Here is a 23,141-nt window from a genome sequence, read left to right on the forward strand (position 1 = left end):
GAAACCGTGCTCGGCGGGGAATGACGGATCCTGACTTGGGTTCAACTCCAGCGGCCTGTACGACATGGCGAAAGAATGGGATGCGGATCGAGCTGCTTTTTTCGCGATACGGTGGGGCAAGCCGATACACTAAAAATGGCAACGGGAGCAGGAGAAAAACCCAAGGCGCGGCAAAGGAGAACATCACGCTGTCCTTTCCCGCTTATGGGACTTGATCCAATTTCGCGCGAGGATTTCCAGATCAGGATCGGCTTTTACATCTCTGTATGGTGCTTCCAAAAGTTGGCGGCCAGCGCCATCAGTAAAGGTAACATTATCAGAGGTTTGGTTTAGGAAGTTTGTCCATTCTTCTCCATGCAATGCAGCGACTTTCCGACGTGGATATGCAGCCAGAGCCGTGCGGCGGAGTATCTCGGCTATCTTTGCGGCGTCATTGTCTGACGCGGCCAATTCGATCAACGCTTCACGTCGGTATGCATTAAACTGTCGGTGGCGAAGAAAGGCATAAACGCTAAGGATGATAAGCCCAGCAAGGATTAAGGCCAAAACACTCCACCCCCAGGTTTGGGGCACCATGGAAATAGGCTCGGGCACCGGGGCAGGTTCCAGCATGTCCAGCAGGTCAACCAGTGATTTGCCTTCGACATCGACGCTCATCTTCGGCCTCCGGGATGACCAAATAGCTTGAGCAACTGGTCGAGCGTCGGCTCCGCCGTGGTCAGAGGCACGACCGGAAACCCATAGCGGCGCGACCACGTCTGCAGTTGAGCAAGTCGATCTTCCAGCGCTGTTCTTATTCGGTTCGACAAGTCGGGGTCCGAGCTGTCGAGTTCAATCTGACGGTCGCCATCGGACACCGTAAGCTGAAGGTTCGGGGCAAGTTCACGCGAACTGGGGTCAGAAATATTGAACAATATTAGGTCATTCGAGGCAGAAAGTCTGCTAAGTAGTTTCTCTGACACCTCGTTCAGCCCATCGAAATCGGAAAAGACACACACCAAAGTATTGGTATGCGCGATCCGCGCGGCCTGTTTCAGTACATCATTCAACGCCACGGTTGGTTCATCCCGCAGCGTTGCACGTAGGTTTGAATTCAGTGCGCCCACCGATGACAGGAACCGCGTCAGTGCAGCGGGTCGGCGTTGGGGTCGGTGCTCGGCCACATCAGTATCGCCAAAGACGATCCCACCGACCCGGTCGCCTTGCCCCAGCACCCGGTGTGCAGCGATCGCTGCGGCTTCGGCTGCGATGACCGATTTCATGTTGACTTGCGTGCCGAAAAACATCGAAACGCGCTGGTCCACAAGCAAAAGGGCGGGGCGGTCGCGTTCCTCGGTATAGACCCTAACATGGGGCTCTCCGGTGCGCGCGGTCACTTTCCAGTCGATGGTACGGATGTCATCCCCGGGCAAGTAGTTTCGCAGTTCTTCAAAGTTCAGGCCGCGCCCCCGCAAGCGTGAGGCATGCCGGCCGTTTAGGATCGAACGGGCAGGTTGGCGAGGCAACAGGCTGATCGCGCGGGACTTTGGACCCAGCTTTAACAGGTGGTCCGCATCAACGTATATGCGTGGGTCGTCGGGATATGCGGCGGTCTGGGACACGCGGCGTTCCTTTGGTTTCAGGGCAGCGCAACAAGCTGCAGGATTTCCGAAATCACATCATCCGCCGATTTGGCGCTTCCTTGTGCCTCGAAGCTCAGGGTGATGCGGTGGCGGAATACATCATGTGCGATGGCGCGAATATCGGCGGGGTCGACATAGTCGCGTTGGTTCATCCAGGCATGCGCGCGACCGCATTTGTCCAATGCCAGCGAGGCGCGTGGGCTTGCTCCTATGTCGATCCAGCTGGCCAGCTCGTCACTGAGCGCGCCGGGCGTTCGCGTGGCCTGCACCAGATCGGCCATGTAGCGGTCCATTGCGTCGGATACGTGGATCTGGCCGATTTCGGCCCGTGCAGCAAAAACAGCGTCCCGAGGGATTGCTGGTGGTGTATCTTTGGATGCGCCCTTGCCCGCAGAAATCTCTTCCCCGCGAACCAAGCGGATCACCTCAACCTCATCCTCGACCGGAGGGTAAGTGATCTGAACGTGCATCAGGAACCGGTCCATCTGCGCTTCGGGCAAGGGATAGGTGCCTTCCTGTTCAATCGGGTTCTGGGTCGCCATCACAATAAACAGCGGTTCCATTTTATGCGTGGTTCCCGAGACGGTTACCTGCCGTTCCTCCATCGCTTCAAGCAACGCAGCCTGAACCTTGGCGGGCGCGCGGTTGATTTCGTCCGCGAGAACGATATTGGCGAAGATGGGGCCTGGCTCGAAACGGAATGTGCCACCGTCATCGGTCTGCTGAAACACCTCGGTCCCCGTAACGTCGGATGGCAGCAGATCCGGAGTGAACTGAATCCGGCTGAAACGTGCGTCTAGGTTACGTGCCATTGCCTTGACCGCGCGGGTCTTGGCCAGACCGGGAAGCCCCTCAATCAGCAAGTTTCCGTTGGCCAACATCCCGATCAGCAATCGGTCGATCACGTCAGTCTGCCCGATGATCGATTGTCCCATGCGGGCTTTAAGATCATTTATCTGATTAAGTGCATTCATTTGGCGGGTCCAATCGGCGTCAGTTATTGAAACTGAATTTTTACTTTGTGCGGTAATTAGAAAATGTCCTGTAACAGCGGAATGTTAGCAGCCTTTGTGTCGCCGATCTACTGTGAAATCCGCGCCGTCAGCCGGTGCAAGTCCTCATTTAGTTCTGGCCGGATAGGACCGTTGTTTGGTGTGTCACGCAGGGTTTGAAGCCAATGGATCGGAGGGTTTCGACCGGCTGCCCGGCTCCAGTTCAGGGCTTTAAGGATGGCCTGTGCGTCCACGCCCAGCGCATTGGGGATATCAAAGTCATTCAATGTGGCCCAAACACCGGTCCACAAGCGGCCAACCGACCATGGGTTATACCCGCCGCCGCCCAGAACCAGAACCCGGGGCGCAATGCCCTTCAGCGCGGCAACGGCCTTCCAGTGAGAGTTGTTTGACAGCGCCAGTCGAGACAACGGATCCTCGGCAACCGCATCGGCACCACATTGAATGACAAGGGCCTGCGGTTTGAAGGCCGCGGTGGCAGGTAGGATAAGCTGGTCGAGAATGGCGTCAAATTCATCATCGTTGAGGTTTCTGGACACCGGAAGGTTGAACGCCGCGCCATCCGCGTCATCATCAAGCCTGCCGGTGAACGGCCAACGGCGGGCTTCATGAATGGAGATCATCCGAACCGTGTCTGAACCCTGAAAGGCGGCCTCGACCCCGTCGCAGTGATGGGCGTCGATATCGACGTAGACAATCCGGTCCAGGCCCATTCGCAACAGTGTCAGGATCGCCAGCACCGGGTCGTTCAGATAGCAAAAGCCATTGGCACGGTCGGGCAAGCCGTGGTGTGTTCCGCCGGCAGGATTAAATACGATGCCGCCGTCGCGGATCAGTTCGGCGCCCAGCATCGATCCTCCGGCCGCTGTAGCCGGTCGTCGATACATCTCGGGGAATATCGGGTTGGACAATGTGCCCAGCGCATAGGTCGTGCGCACGTCATCCGAGACGCATTGAGTTCTTTCCGCAGCCTGCAGCGCATCAATGTAGTCCGGCGTGTGAAAGCGGTACAACGCGTCGGGTTTTGCGCGTGGGCTGACCCTGTAATTTTTCGAATTGATCCAGCCCAGCGCGCGGCACAGGTCCATGACCGTGGAAACGCGCGGGATGGCCAGCGGGTGTTTAGATCCATAGGTCGAATGGCGATAGATTTCGGACCCTATGAAAATCGGGCTATGCACAGGTTATTGAGTCCGTGCAGGCACGTTGTCATCACCAAGGCGGCCATCAAGAGACATCAGAATAGCCACCGGTCTAAGCGCAGGAATATGGCTGAAGATGATCAGAATGCAGACAGTCAACGGAACACTCAGGAACGCACCGATAAGCCCCCAAACGGTTGTCCAGAACGTCAGCGCGAGGATCACCAGAAACGTAGACATGTTCAGCGACCGGCCCAGCAAGGCGGGGTCCACAAAATTGCCGATCAGAAACTGGATGGTGCCGCAGCCAAGCACGATGATCAGGAAAGGCCCGATCGTTTCATATTGAACCAGCGCAATCATGGCAGGAAAAATCACCGCGATGATCGAACCGATGGACGGGATGAAGTTCAGCGCAAATGTCAGCACGGCCCATGTCTCGGCGTATTCAAGTCCAAGCGCCTTGAAGACCGAGTAACTGATGCCCGCGGTGACCAGACTGATGAAGGTTTTTACCCCGACATAGCGCTGCAGGCTGAATGTGATCGCATCCAGAATTGTGGTGAATTCGGCCCCGGTTTCGGGATTGCCCGCAGCCAGTTGTATCTTTTTGCGAAAGGCCAGACGCTCGGCCATCAGGAAGGCCACGTACAGGCTGATCAGGAAAAACTGGTTCAGCAACGATGTTGCACTGCTGAGCAACACACGCGCGACATAGGACATATCGATACTGACCAGATTGTCACGGATAAACGTGGTGACGTCATTGCCAACCAGCCCCGTGACCCGGTTCACGGCGCCGTCGAATTGGGTTTCATACGTGCTGATGGATCGGGCGAACTGCGTCGCCTGGCTGCCGAGGATGTACATGATCACGAACAAACCAGCCAAAACAACTGTGACCGCGGCGATGTTGGCCAGCCAGACGGGCACCCGCGCCATCGAGATAACCCGGTCGCTCAGAGCGATAATCAAAACGTTGATCAACAAAGCCATGGTCAGCGGGATCAAAAAAGCCGAGCCGGCGTAAAGTCCCAGCACAATCAGCGTGGCAACAATTGTCGTATCGCGGACAACCGACAGCCTTAGCCGCGGGCCGCCCGTGTTCTGATCAGGTTCCAAAGTCATCGCTTAGCCCGCCTGTGATGCCGCGTGGCACGTTACAACGATTGGTGGTCGCTCTGGAAGATGATCCTGCACCGCTGGTCGAGATTCTGCAATGTGCCCAAACATTTGGGCCAGATAATTTACGTTCTGAAGGGATTTGCCATTTCAGAGCAAAGCCGAGGCGGGTTAGGCTGAGCGCATGAATGCACGTGTGATTCCTTTCGTTGGTAAACCGTTTCAAGCCCTGTGGCTGGCCGTAGGGCGGTTCAACAACAAAAACGGGTTCGTGATGAGCAGCCACGTCGCCATGTCTCTGATGATGGCCTTGTTTCCATTTGTGTTGTTCACTGTGGCTTTGGCGGGGTCGTTGTCTCAGGGTTATGTCACCGACGAACTGATCGAGCTTGTGTTTGGGGCGTGGCCCAAAGACGTCGCGGGGCCGATCGTGGCTGAATTGCGGGCCGTTCTGCAGGAATCCGGCTCGGGCGTTATAACGCTGGGTGGTCTTTTGGCGATCTTCTTCGCCTCGAACGGCGTGATGGCGGTGCGGGCGGCGATGAACCAGGCTTATCACGACAGCGACGTTTGGCCGTTCTGGAAAACCCGGTTGCTGTGCCTGGGGCTGGTGATTGTTGGTGGTGTTGCCATTCTAGGCATTGCAGCGGTCGAAGTCGTTTTGCCTGCATACACCCAATTGGTGAGCGAGAAGACTGATGTGAATGTCTCGGACTGGTTGTCGGTGGACAGGTTGCGCTGGACCTTCACGGTCGCGGTTCCGGCGGGCACTGTCCTGTTGGCGCATCTGATCCTGCCAACGCGGCGGCACAGGCTGATGCAAATACTGCCGGGTGTTGTTCTGACGTTGGCCTTGTGGGCGGCCGGCGGGTGGGGGTTCTCGATCTATATCGCGCAATTCGCCAGCTACAGCGCCACGTATGCGGGTTTGGCGGGCGTCATGGCGGCGCTGATCTTTTTGTACCTGTGCGCGGCAATTCTGATCCTTGGTGCCGAATACAACGGCGCTTTGATGGATCTGGAAGACAATCAGGATCGGGGTTCTCAGTGAAATTTCTGACGTTGTGCGTCGGGCTGTTTGTGCCTGTGGCCGCCTTTGGCCAGTCTCCGGCCTATGTCGGGTCGGATCAATGTGCCGAATGCCACAAGGACGAGGCGGCGGCATGGTCCAAATCCCACCACGCACTGTCCTGGACAGAGGTTGAAGACGGGGCTGTAGTTGCCGATTTTGACGGAACGCAATTCGACCATGACGGGATGTCGGTTGAATTCAACGACACCGAAGGCGCGTTGAGTGCGAAAGTCACGGAAAAGGACGGGGTGACCACCGAATACGGCGTACATTCCGTCGTCGGCATTGAACCGTTGCAGCAATACTTGTTCGAAACAGAACCCGGCCGGTTGCAGAGTTTCGATGTTGTTTGGGATACCGAGAACAAGCAGTGGTTTCACCTCTATCCCGATCAGGATTTACCCCCTGATGACGGGTTGCACTGGACCGGACCTTACAAGAACTGGAATGCGCGGTGTGCGGAATGTCACGCGACCGGTTTTGAGAAAAAGTACAACGCTGAAACCAGAACATACGACTCGGTTCAGGCCGAGATCGGGGTAGGGTGCGAAAGCTGCCATGGCCCGGGTTCTGCGCATATCGATTGGGTCGGGGGACAAAGTCTGCCGCAGGGTCTGGGCGATACCGGGTTCCTGATGGATTGGGGTAAAGGGCAGACCGAGGCTGAGATCCAGCAATGTGCCGGCTGTCATTCCCGCCGTGAGGCGCATGGAGACGGCAATCCGCTGCCCGGAACGCCTTATCATGACGCGTATAATCTGGCAGTCCTGCGTCCCGGGCTGTACCACCCGGACGGTCAGATTTTGGATGAAGTCTATGTTTATGGCTCGTTCCTGCAATCCAAGATGTATGACCGCGGCGTAGGTTGCATGGATTGTCACGAGCCGCATAGCGCAAGTCTGAGGGCAGATGGAAACGGGGTGTGTACGCAGTGTCACTCGCCTGCCGCGAATCCCAAGTTTCCAACTCTGGCTGCCAAAGAGTACGATGTGCCGGAACATCACAATCACCCAGCGAATAGCGAGGGTGCGCAGTGCAAGTCCTGCCATATGATCGAGCGTGTCTATATGGGTGTCGACGGTAGGCGCGATCACAGTTTCCGTGTTCCTCGTCCCGATTTGGGGCTTGGGCAGGACGCCTGCACCGATTGCCATTCGGATCAGGATCAGACATGGGCCGCCCAGCAGATCGAAGGCTGGTTCCCCGACAGCGCGCATCGAAAGCCGCATTTCGGGACGGCCTTTCAGGCGGCAGCGTTGGGTCGCGCGGATGGGCCGGAGGAACTTCTGGACATTGCGACCGACCGTGATCAACCCGGTATCGTGCGCGCCACGGCCACCTATCTGCTTCAACCTTTTGGGTCCGTTGATATAGCGGCCAGAACGGCTGGGCTTTTGGAGGACGAGGACGCTCTGGTTCGCGCAAACGCAGCGCCGTTGCAGCGTCAGGCCAGCTTGCCCGATCAAATCCAACGGCTTGAGCCGCTGCTGTCCGACCCGTTGCGAAACGTCCGCATTTCGGCGGCAAAAGAGTTTCTGAACATTCCGCCGCAGGCCCTGACTGCGGAACAACAGCAATTGTCGGGGCAGGGCATGTCCGAGTGGCAGTCGGCGATTTCCAACCGTCTGGATTTTCCTGAAACGCATCTCGTGCTTGGCGGTATGGCCCTGACGTTCCGCAATGCTCCAGCTGCCGAGCGGGCGTTTCAAGAGGTCGTTGCGCTGGACCCGCAACGCGCCGAAGCCTGGCCAATGCTGGTGCAACTGGCGCAGATCAATCGTGGGCCTCAGGCCGCACGCGATGTTCTGGAGCAGGGGTTAGGGATCATCCCAGAGGACCCGAACCTTTTGCAGTTGAAACAACAACTGGGCCGCTGAAACGGCACGGCTTGGCCCGGTTTCCGTCATTTTCCCGGCAAATTTCATAGTTACCGATCAAGCTGAGGCAAGAATTGCCCCAGCTTATAGGTGACACATGTTTCTCAAACCGGTCCACACGTCCAAGCTGAAAAAGCCACTGGCTTTGTCGCAACGGATCGAGGAATTGCGGGCCCGACCACCGGAATACATCAATCACGGCGAAGCGTTGTTGATACAAGGTATTGCCGCCGCTTCACTGCGCGAACAGGTGCTGACAGAGGATCGGATTTCGCTGGACGACTGATCTAGCCCCGGAACCCGGTTGCGACAACGAACTTCTCGGAACTGTCCGAACGCGACGCGGGTGGTTTCACATTCGCAACCTTGTCGAATTTCTGCTTCAGCAGCTTTTGCAGATCGCCTTCGGCGCCACCGGCCAGAACCTTGGCAACAAACGTGCCGCCTTCTTCCAGTACGTCAAAGGCGAAATAGGCCGCCGTTTCGCACAGAGCCATGATGCGCATGTGGTCGGTTTGCTTGTGCCCAGATGACGACGCGGCCATGTCCGACATCACCACGTCAGCCTTGCCGCCCAGCCACTCTTTGACCTTGTCGTCGGCATCGTCTTCCATGAAGTCCAGCACATGTGCCTCGGCACCTGCGACCGGTTCGACCTCTTGCAGGTCGACACCCAGAACTGTGCCTATCCGTTTGCCGGAACGTTCGCCCAGCGCATTCACTCGTTTGACCGCGACTTGCAACCATCCACCCGGCGCACAGCCAAGGTCGACGACACGTGCACCCGGCACGAGGAACCGGTACTTTTCGTCCAGCTCCAATATCTTAAACGCTGCGCGCCCACGGTACCCTTCGACCTGCGCACGTTTCACATAGGGGTCGTTCAGCTGCCGCTCGAGCCAACGGGTCGAGCTGAGCTTACGCCCGCGTGCAGTCTTTACCTTGACCTTCAGGTCACGCTGCCCGCGCCCCGAGTTGTTTTTGCCACTTGGTGTCTTCGCCATCAGAACGGTCCGTCTTCCAGTACGCCGTCCGCACTCATCTGCGCATAAAGCAGGCCTTCGCGCAGCCCCCGGTCTGCCACTGAAAGGCGATCGGTGGGCCAGCATCTTAACAGCGCCTGCAAAATGGCCGAGCCGGACATGATCAGCGCCTGCCGGTCATCCCCAATCCGGGGATCACGTCGGCGACCCTGAGGGCCGAGTTCTAGATACCCTCGTATGACTTTGTCAATCTGATCGCTGGTCATGCGCAAACCATCGACCTTGGTCCGGTCATAGCGCTTGAGTCCAAGGTGAGAAGCCGCAACGGTTGTAACCGTGCCACTGGTACCGACGATCTGGAACCCGAGGCGGGCTTGCTCGTCCTTGTAAGGTGCGAAATCGGCAAGGTTTTCTTCGAAAAACCAGCTCATCAGGGCAAAGCGAGCGGAGTCATCTTCGACGTCGTTGAACTGATCGCGCAGGGTTGCAACACCCAGGGGTACGCTGATCCAGTCGACGACTTTTGCCGCAGGGAAGGGGCTGTCAGTCGTGTGAAACCCATGGTGCAGCCGCATGATCGCGGCGGGGCGGTCCCGGCGCGGTACGGATGAGATGTCGATCCACACCAGTTCGGTTGATCCGCCACCAATATCCACGACCAGCAACTGCTCGGTCTTGGTGGATACCAGAGGTGCACAAGAGATCACGGCCAAGCGTGCCTCTTCCTCGGGCTGGATGATCTCAAGCGTCAGTCCGGTTTCGCGTTTGACCTGTCGGATAAATTCGCGTGAGTTTTTGGCACGCCTGCACGCCTCGGTCGCGACCAGACGCATGCGCCTGACCTTGTTGCGTTTCAGCTTTTGCTGACAGATGCGCAGCGCCTGAATGGTGCGCGCCATCGAAGACCGAGACAAACGTCCGGTCCGTTCCAAACCCGCGCCCAACTGCACGGATTTGGAAAAACTGTCTACCACATGAAACCCACTGCCCTTGGGCTGGGCTATCAACATGCGGCAACTATTTGTCCCCAAATCCAGCGCCGCATATAACGCATCTGGATCGGGTCTTGCCGGCGCGGGGCTTTCGACCGCCTTCGGGAACGCGCCCGCACCTTTGGGACGCTTGGGCGCCATATTAAACGCCCTCCGATTTTCGAGTTACCCCGACCATAGGTCGGGCGTGTGCGTCGTGCAAGACGCTCATTAAAGTGATGAGAATTTTGATATGCGCGTTTGGTTCAGTCTTCGTTACAACCCTGGTATCCCATCGCGGGCAAAAACGTCGCTGAAAATGCGCCTTGTGTCGAAAATCGACCGACTTGCCCCCACATAGACGTTTAGAACCGGTCCATCTGGTTAGGAGGAATCAAACGCAATGCCTGACGTCACCATTGTTTACTGGCGCGATATTCCCGCCCAAGTCATCGTCGGCAAAGGCCGTCGTGGCGCTAAGCGGCAATTAGAGGAACGGTTCGAACAAGCCATCGACCGCGCGGCCATGAAGGTGAACGCCAAGGACAGCGATGCCTATCTGGCCGAATGGCGCAAGGCGGCCCCCTTTGCAGTCGACGGCGACCCGTCCGAGATTGCCGAGGCCGAAGCCACGCGTTTGGAAACGGAATACGATCAGGACCGCATCAAAGCCCTGATCTCCAATGACGGTTGGGCTTGAGCCCGAGACATCTATGGGAGGCCGCAATGGCTTTGCTGAACTTCAAGAAACGTGATGCGGTCGAAAACGGCCCTGTAAACCCGACCGTCGAAGCCTTTTTGCAAGGCTATTCGATCGAGGTGATGCCGCGCACCGTCGAAAAGGTCGAAGATTTCCGCGCGTTGCTGCCCGAAGGCACGCGCGTTTACATCGCCCATATCGAAGGCACTCCGATCGAGGATATGGTCAAGACCGCCAAGCGGATCGCTGACGAAGGTTATCCGGTGATGCCGCACTTCCCTGCGCGGATCATCAAGGACGCCGCCACGCTGGAAAACTGGATTTCCATGTATCAGGGCGAGGCGGGCGTTGATCAGGCATTGCTGCTGGCCGGTGGTGTTACCAACCCGCACGGCGATTTCGACAGCTCGATGCAGTTGCTGGAAAGCGGTTTGTTCGACAAGGCGGGTTTCAAGCGCCTGCACGTCGCAGGTCACCCCGAGGGCAACAAGGACATCGACCCCGACGGCTCGACGAAGAATGTCGACGACGCCCTGCGCTGGAAGCAGAAATTCAGCGAAACCACGAATGCCGAAATGGCGCTGGCAACGCAGTTTGCGTTTGAAGCCAAACCGATCATCGAATGGGCCGACAGTCTGAAAGAAGCTGGTATTGATATTCCGATCCATATTGGTATCGCGGGTCCGGCCAAGCTGCAGACCCTAATCAAATTCGCCATCGCCTGCGGTGTTGGCCCGTCGCTGAAGGTCCTGCAAAAGCGTGCGATGGATGTGTCGAAGCTGCTGCTGCCTTATGAGCCGACCGATGTGATCACCGAACTGGCCAACCACAAAGCGGCCAACCCGGATTTCAACATCACCAATGTACACTTCTTCCCGCTTGGCGGCATCAAGACCAACGCCAACTGGGCCATCAATAACGGCGGCGCTTCGGCAAAGCCTGTAAACTCCTAAGGAACGGACATGACGCGTACAGTCGTAGAATCAAAAACAAAAACTGCCGTTCTGGGCTTTGACGAACCGTTCTGCGTGATCGGTGAGCGGATCAATCCGACGGGCCGTAAGAAACTGGCGGCCGAGCTGGAAGCCGGCGATTTCTCAACCGTTGAAAAGGACGCCATTGCGCAGGTTGCGGCCGGTGCGACCGTTCTGGATATCAATGCGGGCGTTGTCTACAACTCGAACCCCAACCCGAACGAGACCGAACCGCCACTGATGCGTAAGATCGTCGAGCTGGTGCAGGGTCTGGTTGACGTTCCGCTATGTGTCGACTCGTCCGTTCCCGGCGCACTGGAAGCTGGTCTTGAAGCTGCCGAGGGCCGCCCGTTGCTGAACTCGGTCACCGGCGAAGAAGATCGTCTGGAACTGGTTCTGCCGCTGGTCAAAAAATACAACGTGCCGGTTGTTGCGATCTCGAACGATGACACCGGTATTTCCGAAGATCCCGATGTGCGCTTCGAAGTGGCCAAGAAGATTGTTGAGCGGGCCGCCGATTTCGGCATCCCGGCGCATGACATCGTAGTTGACCCGCTGGTGATGCCCATCGGCGCGATGGCAACCGCTGGTCAGCAGGTCTTTGCGCTAGTCCGTCGCCTGCGCGAAGAACTGGGCGTTAACACCACTTGTGGTGCTTCGAACGTGTCCTTTGGTCTGCCAAACCGCCACGGCATCAACAATGCGTTCCTGCCGATGGCAATGGGCGCAGGCATGACGTCGGCAATCATGAACCCGGTGGCGCTGCCTGTGGGTCCCAAAAAGCTGGCCGAGAAAAAGGCCGAGGTCGAAGCCAAGGGGATCATTCTGCCTGCGGACATGGATGACGAAACCTTCTGTCAGCTGTTCGGTCTGGGTTCGACCAAACCGCGCGCCGGTAAGGAAATGGAAGCCATCCGTGCCGCCAACCTGCTGACCAATAATGACCCGCATGGTGGCGAGTGGATTCGGTTCAACAAATCCCCGGAAGAGGCCGGCGCAGCGGGCGCTGTAGGTGGCCGTCGTGGTGGCGGGCGTCGTCGTCGCGCCTGATCCAATCATTTGTTCCAGTGAACAAAGGCCGGACCATGTGTCCGGCCTTTTTTCGTATTGGTGCTGATCGCCGCCGGAACCTGACAAGATCGCTAGATTAGTGGCGATATCGCGATACCCGTCACGTACGAAGATGAGCCAACATCGTCGCCCAACACAGGCAGACTCTGACTTAAGCAAGCGTTTGGAAAAAAAGAATACTTCGTGGAGCTGGTCGATCTGCAAGCGCAACTGGCGTTGAGGCAGAAGATATTTCTATTTCACGGAACCAGGTGCGATGTCCTGTTCGAAGGATGGGGTGTGTCAGGACGGAACAAGGCGGTGCCGCTTTTCCGATGATGGGTTCTTGAAGTCGATAAGCCTCTGGTGATATCGGTGAAAAACGCGGCGGGTATGATGTAATGGTAGCCTGTCAGCTTCCCAAGCTGAACGCGCGGGTTCGATTCCCGCTACCCGCTCCAGAACTCAATTTGTCATCGGAAAAGCTTAGAAATCAGCGCTTTGGGTGTGGTTGTGTCTGTGGTCATTTACTCCGGGCGACGCGCCTGAAATAGGTTGATATCAGCCGGGATGTGCACCGCACCATTTTTGGCAAAGGGGTGAAACGCTTCGGCGACGGCGTGTTGGATCGCAGTCACGTCGTCGGGGTTACCGTCGAAATGGGTAATAACACGGGCGGCGGGGCCAACGCGGGTGCATAGGGCGGCGCAATCCAGCAAAGAGCCTTGAAAGTCCAACATCAGGTTAACAGAATCGGCGCGAATATTGCTTAGACCTGCCTTTTCCAGCAACCCGGTAACACGCTCACGATCATGAAACGCCAAGGGGCCCGGTGCATTCCGGTCGACCTTGGGCGGCGTGCCCAGCCGTTCCGTGGCCGCGATATGGGGCATTCTGAACCATGGGTTTTCGGGCAATGGCCCCCAGGCGGCAAAGGTCATCGTGCCGCCGGGTTTAAGCGCGCGGGTAATGTTGGTAAAGGCGGCAACCGTATCCTCAAAAAACATGACCCCAAATCGCGAGATCATGGCGTCTCGGTCTGCTGCTTCAAAGGCGTAGGTCTGGGCGTCGGCGAACTGGAACGTGATGTTTTGCGATCCGGCATCGGATGCCCGTGCCGATGCGCGGTTCAGAAATGGCTGCGAGACATCGGCAGCCAGAACATGGCCATCTGGCCCCACGGCATGTGCGGCGGCGATCGCGCTTGCGCCCGTACCGCAGCCGATATCCAGAACACGCATGCCGGGTTTTAATCCGGCACGTTCTAGCACCAGATCAAGGACCGGGGCCATCAGTTGATCCAGCTGGTCCTCATAGGTCAGCCATTTGGCTCCGGACGGGGATTTCCCCCAATATTCAGCCTGTTCCTCGTTTGCGATTTGCATGCCGCCCCCTTTGTCAGGAGTGACTATGACCGTCTGCGGCGTCTGCGACCAGAGCCTTCTTCTCCACCACCGGCATTGAAGGAGGGCGAGGGCAGAGTGACCACTTGCGACAATTCCGGGAACGGATCCGTCTTGTGCGGGATGGCATTGGCGGCAACGAAATGGTCCTGAAATTTCGGCTCAATGGCCGTTTCGACCTTGGTGATCTCACGCACGACACGCTCAATCTCGGACCGGGCACCAATGTTGCACAAGGCAATCCGCGCGCCGGTGCCAGCCGCGTTGCCTGCACTTGAGACTTTGTTCAAGGGCGCATCGGGGATCATACCCAGAACCATCGCGTGCTTGGTCGAAATATGTGCGCCGAACGCCCCGGCCAGCACAACGCGGTCCACCGTGTCGACGTTCATTTCATCCATCAACAGGCGTGCACCGGCATAGAGCGCGGATTTGGCCAGTTGGATGGCGCGGATATCGCCCTGCGTGACCGTGATGCGCGGACCGCCCTTGGCGCTGGCGTCGTGGATCAGATAGGCGTGGGTGCGGCCTTCGGGGACGCAACGGGTGGTGCCGGTCTGTTCTGCAGACCCGATCAGCCCGCTTTCGTCCAATAGCCCGGCAATACGCATCTCGGCGACCGCTTCGATGATGCCCGAGCCACAGATGCCTGTGATGCCGCTTGTGGCAATCTCTTGATCAAAGCCTTCTTCATCGGACCATTTCTCGGACCCGATCACGCGGAAACGGGGTTCTTTGGTGACCGGATCAATTTCGATACGCTCAATGGCGCCGGGTGCTGCGCGTTGGCCGGAGCTGATCTGGGCGCCTTCGAACGCCGGACCTGTGGGCGAAGAGCAGGCCAGAACGCGGCTGGTGTTGCCGAGCAAGATTTCTGCGTTTGTGCCCACGTCCACGATCAGCACAAGGTCTTCGGACTTTCCCGGTTCTTCTGACAGTGCCACCGCGGCGCAGTCGGCGCCGACATGGCCCGCAATGCAGGGCAGGATATAAACCTGAGCGCGCGGGTTCATATTTGTGAGGTCCATCTCCCGCGCGGGCAGGGACATGCTTTCCGATGTCGCCAGCGCAAAGGGGGCCTGACCCAACTCAACCGGGTCCAGTCCCAGCAGAAGGTGGTGCATCACCGGGTTGCAGACGAACACCGTTTCCACGATCAGTTCGGAACTAATCCCGGCTTCCTCAGAAATTGAGGTGGTCAAATCGTTGATCGCCTCACGCACGGCTTTGGTCATCTCCTTATCACCGCCGGGGTTCATCATCGAATAGGAAACTCGGCTCATAAGGTCTTCGCCAAAGCGGATCTGCGGGTTCATCAGGCCGGAAGACGCCTTGACCTCACCTGTTTCCAGATCGGTAAGGTGGGCCGCGATTGTGGTTGAGCCGAGGTCGATGGCCAGTCCGTACAGCCCATGTTCGTGCAGACCGGGCCAGATTTCGACCACGCGGGCGACCTCGTCCTTGTGGCCTTTGTGAACGGCGACCGTGACTTCCCATTTGCCTTTGCGCAGAACGGGTTGCAGTTTGGACATCAGGGACAGGTCAGCGGTGACGGCCTCAATGTTCCACTGCTCGCGCAGGGCGCGTTCAAGCCGTTCCAGATCACCAGTGGGCGAATGCATGTCCGGCTCTTCTACCACAACGAAATACAGCCGTGTCGCCGGATCCATTGTGATGGCACGCGCCGCGGCGGCTTTGCGGACAACCTGACGGTGGACCTGGCTTTCGGGTGGGACGTCGATCACAACGTCGCCTTGGACTGTCGCCTGACATCCCAGGCGACGACCCGGCTTCAGACCGCGCTTGTCGTCATAGCGCTGTTCGACCGCGTTCCATTCACTCAATGCGCCTTCGGAGACGGACACGCCGTGCTTGGGAAACTCGCCATAGCTGGGCGTGATTTGACACTTCGAGCAAATCCCGCGACCGCCACAGACCGAATCCAGATCAACACCCAACTGCCGTGCAGCGGTCAGAACCGGAGTACCCACGGGGAAATGCCCGCGTTTGCCCGACGGGGTAAAGACGACAAGGGGGTCGGTGGTCATGTTTGGCCTGCCTTTTGTATTCGCGCGTATGTCGCGCAAGATATGGGTTTGTGCGCAAAGTGAAAGGCCAATCAGCGGCACGTTTTGTACGTCTAGCGTCGTTTTTTGCTGCGGCATCTGCCCGCAACGACAAACTAGTTTAGGTCAGGGGCTTTTCCTTAGGTTAAATCCATGTAATAGGGTCACCGCCAAACGGGCTTTTGCATGGGGTTAACAGATGCAGATTCGTGAGGCACTTACCTTTGACGATGTTCTTTTGGTTCCGGCGTCCTCGTCGGTGCTGCCGGCGACGGCGGATACGACCACGCGTGTGACGCGTGAAATCACGATGAACATCCCGCTGCTCAGCTCGGCCATGGACACGGTGACCGAGGCGCGCATGGCCATCGCAATGGCGCAGGCAGGCGGTATCGGCGTTGTTCACAAGAACCTAACGGTCGAAGAGCAAGCCCGAGAGATTCGTCGCGTGAAGCGATTTGAGTCGGGCATCGTGTACAACCCGGTCACGCTGAGCGTGAACCAAACGCTGGCGGACGCGAAGGCGCTGGTGCAGCGCTATAACTTTACCGGCTTCCCGGTCGTCGATGAAAGCGGGCGCGTCGTGGGTATCCTGACCAATCGCGACATGCGCTTTGCGACCTCGGACGAGACGCCGGTTCACGTGATGATGACATCGGACAATTTGGCGATGCTGCAGGAACCTGCAGATCTGGAAGAGGCCAAGAGCCTTATGAAAGCCCGCCGGATCGAAAAACTGCTGGTGGTCGATGGTGAGGGCAAGCTTACAGGCCTGCTGACCCTGAAAGATACCGAGCAAGCCGTGCTGAACCCGACCGCCTGTAAGGACCGGCTGGGACGCCTGCGGGTCGCTGCGGCGACTTCTGTTGGTGATTCTGGTTTCGAACGGTCCGAACAGTTGGTGGATTCGGGCGTTGATATCATCGTGGTCGACACTGCTCATGGGCATTCGCAGGGCGTTCTGGACGCGGTGCGGCGGGTCAAGACACTCTCAAACGAGGTCCAGATCATTGCGGGCAATGTAGCGACGAGCGAGGCCACCAAGGCGCTTATCGATGCCGGTGCGGATGCAATCAAGGTTGGCATAGGGCCGGGCTCCATCTGCACAACCCGGATGGTTGCAGGCGTCGGCGTACCCCAATTGACAGCGATCATGGACTGCGCGACGGCTGCCGGAGATGTTCCGGTCATCGCCGATGGTGGCATCAAATTCTCAGGCGATTTCGCCAAGGCCATTGCCGCAGGCGCGTCCTGTGCAATGGTTGGCTCGATGATCGCGGGAACGGATGAAAGCCCGGGTGAGGTGATCCTGTACCAGGGCCGTTCGTTCAAATCCTATCGTGGTATGGGCAGCCTTGGCGCCATGGCACGCGGGTCGGCGGATCGCTATTTCCAGAAAGACGCGGCCAGCGACAAGCTGGTTCCCGAAGGGATCGAAGGGCAGGTGCCCTACAAGGGATCGGCCAGTGCAGTAGTTCACCAGCTGGTCGGCGGCCTGCGCGCGGCGATGGGTTATACCGGCTGTGCAACGGTCGAAGAAATGCGCAAGAACTGTAACTTCGTCAAAATCACCGGCGCTGGCCTGAAAGAAAGCCATGTGCATGACGTTCAGATCACGCGTGAAAGCCCGAACTACCGGGTAATGTGACGCAACAGAGTTTGCAGCACGGCGCTCCAACGCGGGCGCCGTTTTGCGTTTTTTGGGTTTGGCAGAGAAATCGGAAATATCTTATGACCCCAGCAGCGCGTGTTCAGGCTTCGATTGAAATCCTTGATGATATCCTCGCAGGGGCACCGGTTGAAAAGGCTTTGACAGGATGGGCGCGCCGCAGCCGGTTTGCGGGCTCGAAAGACCGGGCCGCCGTGCGCGATCACGTTTTCGAAGCGCTGCGTTGCAAACGGTCCTTCTCGGCCTTGGGCGGGGCAGAAACCGGGCGCGGGTTGATGATCGGTTCGATCCGGTCAACCGGCGGTGATCCAGAGGCGCTGTTTACAGGCGAACGATATACGCCAGAGCCGTTAACCGCCGCCGATGCACCGCGCGCGTTCAGCTCGGATGCCGAGCGGTGCGACATCCCCGAATGGCTCTGGCCGCGCTTTCAAACGTCGCTCGGGGATCAGGCAGAGGCGGCGGCACAGGTATTGCAAACCCGTGCACCTGTTCATTTGCGTGCTAATCTTGCCAAAACCGATCGTGCTGATGTGATTGCTGCTTTGACCGTTGATGGGATCAGCGCGCAGGACCATCCGGCGTGTGAAACCGCCCTAGAGGTCACTGATGGGGCCCGGAAAATTGCCCAAAGCCGCGCTTATTCCGAAGGTCTGGTTGAATTGCAGGACGCAGCCAGCCAAGCCGTGGTCGCAGCGCTCGATCTCCAGCCAGGTCTGCGTGTTCTGGATTATTGCGCAGGCGGTGGCGGCAAGTCCTTGGCTCTGGCGGCCCATTCGGGTGTCGAGGTCTTTGCGCATGATGTGAACGTAGGGCGCATGCGCGATCTGCCGACGCGGACGAAACGGGCCGGTGTGCGTGTTACCTGCCTGCAGCCGGAAGATGTGGCCCGTCAGGCGCCGTTCGATATTGTCCTGACGGATGCGCCATGCTCGGGCAGCGGCTCGTGGCGGCGTGCCCCGGCAGGTAAATGGTCACTGTCGGAAAAGGGGTTGCACGCGCTAAATGTACTTCAGTCCGACATCCTGAATTCCGCCGCTCAACTGGTTGGACCGGGTGGAATTTTGACCTATGCAACCTGTTCCATGTTGGATGACGAAAACGGCGATATTGTCGACGGATTTCTGAAACTGAATCCCGACTGGACCGAAACGCTGCGAAAGTCGTGGCTTGTGACACACGGTGTAGACGGGTTCTTTACGTCGCACTTGACGCGATATCACGTCATTGAATAACAACCTTGGGTAGAAGTTTCCGCTGTCCTTAAGGAGGCGTTAACCAAATTCGGGCTGAGTGTGACAAAGCCTTTTGACCTGAGTTGTTAATGTCCGACACTGCAGAGATCTTTTCTGAACCGACCTCGCGAAAAACGCCGGCCTTCTCGCGCCTTGTACCGCTCGTTGTTCTGGGCACATTGCTGAGCGTAACACCGTTGACAGACGTGTTACCGACCGCCTGGAATACGGGGCTTGTTGTTGCTGGCGTCTCGCTGTTATCCGCCGGTCTTCTTGTTGTTTTTCGGGGGTTCACGGCCGAACGGACGGCACGCAATTCGGCAGAAGTGATGGCCGTCTTCACCGAACATGACTTGTGTCCGACGGTGATCGCCAACGCAAATGGCGATATTCTGAGCGCGAACACGCGGGCAAGGGCGCAGATAAATGCTTTTCCGGGTGCGCGATTGCAGCATTGCCTGAAATCCAAATTCGCTAACCCCGCAGCGATCCTGCTGCGCCTGCAATCCATCGCAGAAATCCACGAACGCGCCCGCGAAGATATCGTGACCGTTGGCTCGACAATCCCGATCTCGGTTTTCAGCGTGGGGCAGGATGTGTTCTGCTGGCGGTTTCATCTAATTGAAGGCGGGCAATGGGATGACGCCCCTGTTCCAGTGCTGACAGAGGGTCGCAATGGGGCAATTCTGCGCGTGAATGGAATGGCAGAGGCCATGATCGGTCACAGGCCCGACGTTATGGGTAAGATATTTCCCAATGACATCCCGCAACCGGGTGAAATCTCGCTGGCTGAAACTTCGGACGGGCGGGTGCCTGTGACCGTGTCTGAGCTGTCCCGCTCGGGCACTGTGCGCGATCTGCTTTTGTTGCCGATGAAATCTGCGGGTCCATCCGGGGGCGATGCCCCGTTCGCTGAGTTGCCAGTGCCGGTGATGTGTCTGTCACCCGAAGGCGAAATTCTGGATGCGAACCGGATGGCGATCAAGCTGATCGGAGAGATCCAGCCGGGCAAGTCGAATGTGGCCGAAATCATGCACGGGCTCGGCTATCCCATCCTGGATTGGTTGACCCGCACCGCGACCGAAGAGAATGCCGTTCCCCGGTCGGAATTTCTTCGCCTGTCACGTCAGGACAAAGAAGTTTTCGTGCAGGTCACACTGAACCGAGTGACGTGCAAGGGACAGACTTGTCTGATCGCCGTCCTGAATGATGCGACCGAGTTGAAGACACTGGAAGCTCAGTTCGTGCAGGGGCAAAAGATGCAGGCTGTCGGGCAATTGGCGGGCGGCGTGGCTCATGATTTTAACAACCTTCTGACTGCGATTTCGGGGCATTGCGATCTATTGCTGCTGCGGCATGATCAGAATGATCCGAACTATGGTGACCTGGTTCAGATCAACCAGAACGCCAACCGGGCCGCGGCGTTGGTCAGTCAACTTCTTGCATTCTCGCGAAAGCAGACTTTGCAGCCCGAGGTTCTGGACCTGCGCGACACAATTTCCGACCTGATCCATCTTTTGAACCGCTTGGTGGGCGAAAAGGTTCGCCTGACGTTAAGCCATGATCCCGTGCTGAAGCCTGTGCGCGCAGACAAAAGGCAGCTCGAACAGGTGTTTATGAACCTGGTTGTGAACGCACGGGACGCGATGCCCGAAGGTGGCGAGGTGCGCATCGAGACTGAGGTTATTTCTCTGACTGAACCGTTCCGGCGGGATCGTGCAACGGTTCAACCCGGCGAATACGTCACCGTGAAAGTGATCGACAGCGGCACAGGCATTCCCGCAGACAAGCTGCAAAAAGTGTTTGAGCCATTCTATACGACCAAGCGCACCGGTGAGGGGACCGGTCTTGGATTGTCGACGGTCTACGGCATCGTCAAGCAGACCGGAGGGTTCATCTTTGTCGATAGCATTCAGGGCAAGGGAACCGAATTTACCGTGTATCTGCCGGTTTCAACCGCACCGCAGAAAATTGACCAGGACATCGCCAGCTTTCCGGAAAACCCAACGTCCCGGCAGGGTGAAGGCGTAGTTCTGCTGGTCGAGGATGAGGCCCCGGTTCGGGCCTTTGCCACACGTGCATTGCGATTGAAGGGCTACACCGTGCTCGAAGCCGGATCCGCCGAAGAGGCGCTGCACCTGCTGGAGGATGGGTCGGTGCATGTGGATGCTTTCGTGACAGACGTGGTCATGCCCGGCATGGACGGGCCAACCTGGGTGCGCAAAGCGATGGAGACCCGACCGAACGTGCGGGTGATCTTTATGTCTGGCTATACCGAAGGCGCCTTTGGTGATTCAGGCCCCGAGGTTGCGAATTCCACCTTTTTGCCCAAGCCGTTCTCTCTGACGCAGTTGACCCAGGCTGTGTTTAACCAACTAAACTGACTAAAGCGCCGTTTCGTGGCAGGAAAATTCGGCGGCGTGGTGTTTGCGGAACTTCTTTTCCGTTTCCGGCGACAAGAATAGGTCGCGCTTTGGTGAGACATTCTCGCGCTGCAGGGTGATTTCCATGTTCAACCGGTCCTGCAGAAAGTTCAGGATCTTGTCTTGATTTTCGTATTTAAAAACATGCGTCGCACCGAAACCGTTGTTACGGGTGCGGAAAAACTGGCTTTGACTGCCGACATCTGCGAATTCCGGGCGGGGGTTTTGCATGTAACTTTGCACAAAATCATCAAAGTTCAGGTCGCGGGTTGAATGCGGATGCCCGATGCGGTCGTCCCGGCTGCGGTATTTGTACCAACTGCCGAGCCAGTCGATAGGTTCGCGCACGACGGCCATGATTTCCATTTCGGTGTCATACATTTTGCGAAAAATGTTCTGAAAAAACCTATCATAACGGCGAACAGGCGCATGTTTCAATTCGGGCGGTCCGGTGACGACAAAGTCGGCCCGCGCGCTTAGGGCGGTGTGATAGGCCGTGCTGCCTGTTTTTGGAACTGCCAGAAACGCAAGGCGTTCTTTATAGAAAACAAGCATTTATTCGCCCTTCGCAGCTTGATTTTGTAGTCGCAGATTGGCGTAAACGACTCTTTAACACAATTGCCGAACAGTAAGTATTGTAAGTTTTAGTTGAAATGTTCTCTTTTTGGTCCCATAAGGAACAAGAGGCGAACAAAGCAGTGATTGCCGCCCGATCATGGGTGTGACAAAAGAGAAGGCGACAGGACAATGGCGGATCTTCTGACAATGAGCGACAAGAAAAACGCAGACAAGCAAAAGGCGCTTGATAGCGCGCTGGCGCAAATCGAACGGCAGTTCGGCAAGGGCTCGATCATGAAGCTGGGCGAGGATGCCAAGCAGGACATTGATGCAAGCTCGACCGGGTCTTTGGGCCTGGATATCGCGCTGGGTATTGGTGGTCTGCCGATGGGTCGGATTGTTGAGATTTATGGCCCGGAAAGCTCGGGTAAGACCACGCTGACGCTGCATTGCATTGCAGAACAGCAAAAACGCGGTGGTGTGTGCGCATTCGTGGATGCCGAACACGCGTTGGATCCTCAATATGCCCGCAAACTGGGTGTTGATCTGGATGAGCTTCTGATCTCGCAGCCTGACACAGGTGAACAGGCGCTTGAGATCACCGACACGCTTGTTCGTTCGGGCGCGGTGAACATGGTTGTCGTCGACTCAGTTGCGGCTTTGACGCCGAAATCGGAGCTCGAAGGCGACATGGGCGACAGCAGCGTTGGCGTGCAGGCCCGATTGATGAGCCAGGCGATGCGTAAACTGACGGGCTCGATCAGCCGCTCGAATTGCATGGTGATCTTTATCAACCAAATCCGGATGAAGATCGGCGTAATGTTCGGTAGCCCCGAAACCACGACCGGTGGTAACGCGCTGAAATTCTACAGCTCGGTTCGTTTGGATATTCGCCGGATTGGCGCGATCAAAGATCGTGATGAGGTTGTCGGCAACCAGACGCGCGTCAAGGTGGTCAAGAACAAGGTGGCGCCGCCCTTCAAGCAAGTGGAATTCGACATCATGTATGGCGAAGGCATCAGCAAGATGGGTGAGTTGCTGGATCTCGGCGTCAAGGCTGGAGTGGTCGAGAAATCGGGCTCGTGGTTCAGCTATGGCGACGAACGGATCGGGCAGGGGCGTGAGAATGCCAAACAATACCTGCGCGACAACAGCCGCATTGCGCTGGATATCGAAGACAAGATTCGGGCCGCGCACGGCCTGGAGTTCGACATGCCACCCGGTTCTGCCGAGGAAGATGACATCCTCGAGGCGTAACAGC

General features: G+C 57.5%; 20 protein-coding genes and 1 tRNA gene. 11 read left to right on the top strand and 10 right to left on the bottom strand.

Features of this window, described 5'->3' with window-relative positions:
* Positions 1-183 precede the first annotated feature (183 nt).
* From AC2FI9_RS01055 to AC2FI9_RS01075, 5 genes are all read right to left on the bottom strand, one after another.
* Entirely contained in the window at positions 184-657 is a 474-nt protein-coding gene (locus AC2FI9_RS01055; RefSeq protein WP_496764781.1) for a DUF4381 domain-containing protein, read from the bottom strand.
* Positions 654-1,601, bottom strand: a complete 948-nt coding sequence (locus tag AC2FI9_RS01060) for a DUF58 domain-containing protein (protein WP_496764785.1) — start codon at positions 1,599-1,601, stop codon at positions 654-656. Before AC2FI9_RS01060 ends, AC2FI9_RS01055 begins: the two co-directional genes overlap by 4 nt.
* 17 nt (positions 1,602-1,618) lie before the next feature.
* Entirely contained in the window at positions 1,619-2,596 is a 978-nt protein-coding gene (locus AC2FI9_RS01065; protein ID WP_496727110.1) for an AAA family ATPase, read from the bottom strand.
* 107 nt (positions 2,597-2,703) lie between these two features.
* A complete protein-coding gene (locus tag AC2FI9_RS01070; protein WP_496764789.1) occupies positions 2,704-3,816 on the bottom strand; it encodes an acetoin utilization protein AcuC in 1,113 nt (370 codons plus the stop codon).
* Between the two features lie 3 nt (positions 3,817-3,819).
* Positions 3,820-4,905, bottom strand: a complete 1,086-nt coding sequence (locus AC2FI9_RS01075) for an AI-2E family transporter (protein ID WP_496727108.1) — start codon at positions 4,903-4,905, stop codon at positions 3,820-3,822.
* A 178-nt stretch (positions 4,906-5,083) separates the two neighbouring features.
* Between AC2FI9_RS01075 and AC2FI9_RS01080 the strand changes: the two genes are divergently transcribed.
* The 3 genes from AC2FI9_RS01080 to AC2FI9_RS01090 all read left to right on the top strand — a co-directional run bounded on the left by AC2FI9_RS01080 (position 5,084) and on the right by AC2FI9_RS01090 (position 8,134).
* Positions 5,084-5,950, top strand: a complete 867-nt coding sequence (locus tag AC2FI9_RS01080; protein ID WP_496764791.1) for a YihY/virulence factor BrkB family protein — start codon at positions 5,084-5,086, stop codon at positions 5,948-5,950.
* Positions 5,947-7,848, top strand: a complete 1,902-nt coding sequence (locus tag AC2FI9_RS01085; RefSeq protein ID WP_496764793.1) for a multiheme c-type cytochrome — start codon at positions 5,947-5,949, stop codon at positions 7,846-7,848. The genes AC2FI9_RS01080 and AC2FI9_RS01085 overlap by 4 nt, the downstream gene beginning before the upstream one ends.
* Positions 7,849-7,945: 97 nt before the next feature.
* On the top strand, positions 7,946-8,134 hold the full coding sequence (locus tag AC2FI9_RS01090) for a hypothetical protein (protein WP_058277992.1): 189 nt from the start codon (positions 7,946-7,948) through the stop codon (positions 8,132-8,134).
* Position 8,135: 1 nt separating this feature from the next.
* On the opposite strand, the gene AC2FI9_RS01095 is transcribed toward AC2FI9_RS01090, so the two are convergent.
* Complete coding sequence (locus AC2FI9_RS01095) at positions 8,136-8,852, bottom strand: RlmE family RNA methyltransferase (RefSeq protein ID WP_058271698.1); 717 nt, start codon at positions 8,850-8,852, stop codon at positions 8,136-8,138.
* Positions 8,852-9,964: a Ppx/GppA phosphatase family protein gene (locus AC2FI9_RS01100; protein ID WP_108858582.1), complete on the bottom strand. Its 1,113-nt coding sequence runs from the start codon at positions 9,962-9,964 to the stop codon at positions 8,852-8,854. The genes AC2FI9_RS01095 and AC2FI9_RS01100 overlap by 1 nt, the downstream gene beginning before the upstream one ends.
* 241 nt (positions 9,965-10,205) lie before the next feature.
* On the opposite strand from AC2FI9_RS01100, the gene AC2FI9_RS01105 reads away from it, so the two are divergent.
* The 4 genes from AC2FI9_RS01105 (at position 10,206) to AC2FI9_RS01120 (ending at position 12,987) form a co-directional block, all read left to right on the top strand.
* A complete protein-coding gene (locus AC2FI9_RS01105; RefSeq protein WP_496764798.1) occupies positions 10,206-10,502 on the top strand; it encodes a virulence factor in 297 nt (98 codons plus the stop codon).
* Between the two features lie 26 nt (positions 10,503-10,528).
* Positions 10,529-11,455: a methylenetetrahydrofolate reductase gene (locus AC2FI9_RS01110; protein WP_496764802.1), complete on the top strand. Its 927-nt coding sequence runs from the start codon at positions 10,529-10,531 to the stop codon at positions 11,453-11,455.
* Positions 11,456-11,464: 9 nt separating this feature from the next.
* On the top strand, positions 11,465-12,526 hold the full coding sequence (locus tag AC2FI9_RS01115; protein ID WP_058271694.1) for a methyltetrahydrofolate cobalamin methyltransferase: 1,062 nt from the start codon (positions 11,465-11,467) through the stop codon (positions 12,524-12,526).
* 387 nt (positions 12,527-12,913) lie between these two features.
* Positions 12,914-12,987, top strand: a tRNA-Gly gene (locus tag AC2FI9_RS01120).
* Between the two features lie 66 nt (positions 12,988-13,053).
* Here AC2FI9_RS01120 and AC2FI9_RS01125 read toward each other — a convergent pair.
* Positions 13,054-13,911, bottom strand: coding sequence for a class I SAM-dependent methyltransferase (locus AC2FI9_RS01125; RefSeq protein WP_496764805.1), 858 nt, complete (start codon positions 13,909-13,911; stop codon positions 13,054-13,056).
* A gap of 23 nt (positions 13,912-13,934) precedes the next feature.
* On the bottom strand, positions 13,935-15,977 hold the full coding sequence (locus AC2FI9_RS01130; RefSeq protein ID WP_496764806.1) for an ASKHA domain-containing protein: 2,043 nt from the start codon (positions 15,975-15,977) through the stop codon (positions 13,935-13,937).
* Between the two features lie 217 nt (positions 15,978-16,194).
* On the opposite strand from AC2FI9_RS01130, the gene guaB reads away from it, so the two are divergent.
* The 3 genes from guaB (at position 16,195) to AC2FI9_RS01145 (ending at position 21,283) form a co-directional block, all read left to right on the top strand.
* Entirely contained in the window at positions 16,195-17,643 is a 1,449-nt protein-coding gene (gene guaB / locus AC2FI9_RS01135; RefSeq protein WP_496764808.1) for an IMP dehydrogenase, read from the top strand.
* Between the two features lie 83 nt (positions 17,644-17,726).
* Positions 17,727-18,899: an RsmB/NOP family class I SAM-dependent RNA methyltransferase gene (locus AC2FI9_RS01140; RefSeq protein WP_496764810.1), complete on the top strand. Its 1,173-nt coding sequence runs from the start codon at positions 17,727-17,729 to the stop codon at positions 18,897-18,899.
* Positions 18,900-18,988: 89 nt separating this feature from the next.
* Complete coding sequence (locus tag AC2FI9_RS01145; RefSeq protein ID WP_496764812.1) at positions 18,989-21,283, top strand: ATP-binding protein; 2,295 nt, start codon at positions 18,989-18,991, stop codon at positions 21,281-21,283.
* Here the strand turns inward: AC2FI9_RS01145 and AC2FI9_RS01150 are convergent, their stop codons facing one another.
* Positions 21,284-21,877, bottom strand: a complete 594-nt coding sequence (locus AC2FI9_RS01150; RefSeq protein WP_496764815.1) for a sulfotransferase family 2 domain-containing protein — start codon at positions 21,875-21,877, stop codon at positions 21,284-21,286.
* 192 nt (positions 21,878-22,069) lie between these two features.
* Here AC2FI9_RS01150 and recA point away from each other — a divergent pair, with 192 nt between their 5' ends.
* The gene (recA, locus tag AC2FI9_RS01155; protein ID WP_108858591.1) at positions 22,070-23,137 is read left to right on the top strand and encodes a recombinase RecA; all 1,068 of its coding nucleotides are present in this window, start codon (positions 22,070-22,072) and stop codon (positions 23,135-23,137) included.
* Positions 23,138-23,141 lie beyond the last annotated feature (4 nt).

Source organism: Ruegeria sp. CDSA246 (genome assembly GCF_059611225.1).

Coding starts and splice junctions, on each gene's coding strand:
- AC2FI9_RS01100 (WP_108858582.1), bottom strand. CDS start 9,964: ATGGCGCCCAAGCGTCCCAAAGGTGCGGGCGCGTTCCCGAAGGCGGTC.
- AC2FI9_RS01130 (WP_496764806.1), bottom strand. CDS start 15,977: ATGACCACCGACCCCCTTGTCGTCTTTACCCCGTCGGGCAAACGCGGG.
- AC2FI9_RS01115 (WP_058271694.1), top strand. CDS start 11,465: ATGACGCGTACAGTCGTAGAATCAAAAACAAAAACTGCCGTTCTGGGC.
- AC2FI9_RS01080 (WP_496764791.1), top strand. CDS start 5,084: ATGAATGCACGTGTGATTCCTTTCGTTGGTAAACCGTTTCAAGCCCTG.
- AC2FI9_RS01075 (WP_496727108.1), bottom strand. CDS start 4,905: ATGACTTTGGAACCTGATCAGAACACGGGCGGCCCGCGGCTAAGGCTG.
- AC2FI9_RS01090 (WP_058277992.1), top strand. CDS start 7,946: ATGTTTCTCAAACCGGTCCACACGTCCAAGCTGAAAAAGCCACTGGCT.
- AC2FI9_RS01140 (WP_496764810.1), top strand. CDS start 17,727: ATGACCCCAGCAGCGCGTGTTCAGGCTTCGATTGAAATCCTTGATGAT.
- recA (WP_108858591.1), top strand. CDS start 22,070: ATGGCGGATCTTCTGACAATGAGCGACAAGAAAAACGCAGACAAGCAA.
- AC2FI9_RS01095 (WP_058271698.1), bottom strand. CDS start 8,852: ATGGCGAAGACACCAAGTGGCAAAAACAACTCGGGGCGCGGGCAGCGT.
- guaB (WP_496764808.1), top strand. CDS start 16,195: ATGCAGATTCGTGAGGCACTTACCTTTGACGATGTTCTTTTGGTTCCG.
- AC2FI9_RS01105 (WP_496764798.1), top strand. CDS start 10,206: ATGCCTGACGTCACCATTGTTTACTGGCGCGATATTCCCGCCCAAGTC.
- AC2FI9_RS01065 (WP_496727110.1), bottom strand. CDS start 2,596: ATGAATGCACTTAATCAGATAAATGATCTTAAAGCCCGCATGGGACAA.
- AC2FI9_RS01110 (WP_496764802.1), top strand. CDS start 10,529: ATGGCTTTGCTGAACTTCAAGAAACGTGATGCGGTCGAAAACGGCCCT.
- AC2FI9_RS01125 (WP_496764805.1), bottom strand. CDS start 13,911: ATGCAAATCGCAAACGAGGAACAGGCTGAATATTGGGGGAAATCCCCG.
- AC2FI9_RS01145 (WP_496764812.1), top strand. CDS start 18,989: ATGTCCGACACTGCAGAGATCTTTTCTGAACCGACCTCGCGAAAAACG.
- AC2FI9_RS01055 (WP_496764781.1), bottom strand. CDS start 657: ATGAGCGTCGATGTCGAAGGCAAATCACTGGTTGACCTGCTGGACATG.
- AC2FI9_RS01150 (WP_496764815.1), bottom strand. CDS start 21,877: ATGCTTGTTTTCTATAAAGAACGCCTTGCGTTTCTGGCAGTTCCAAAA.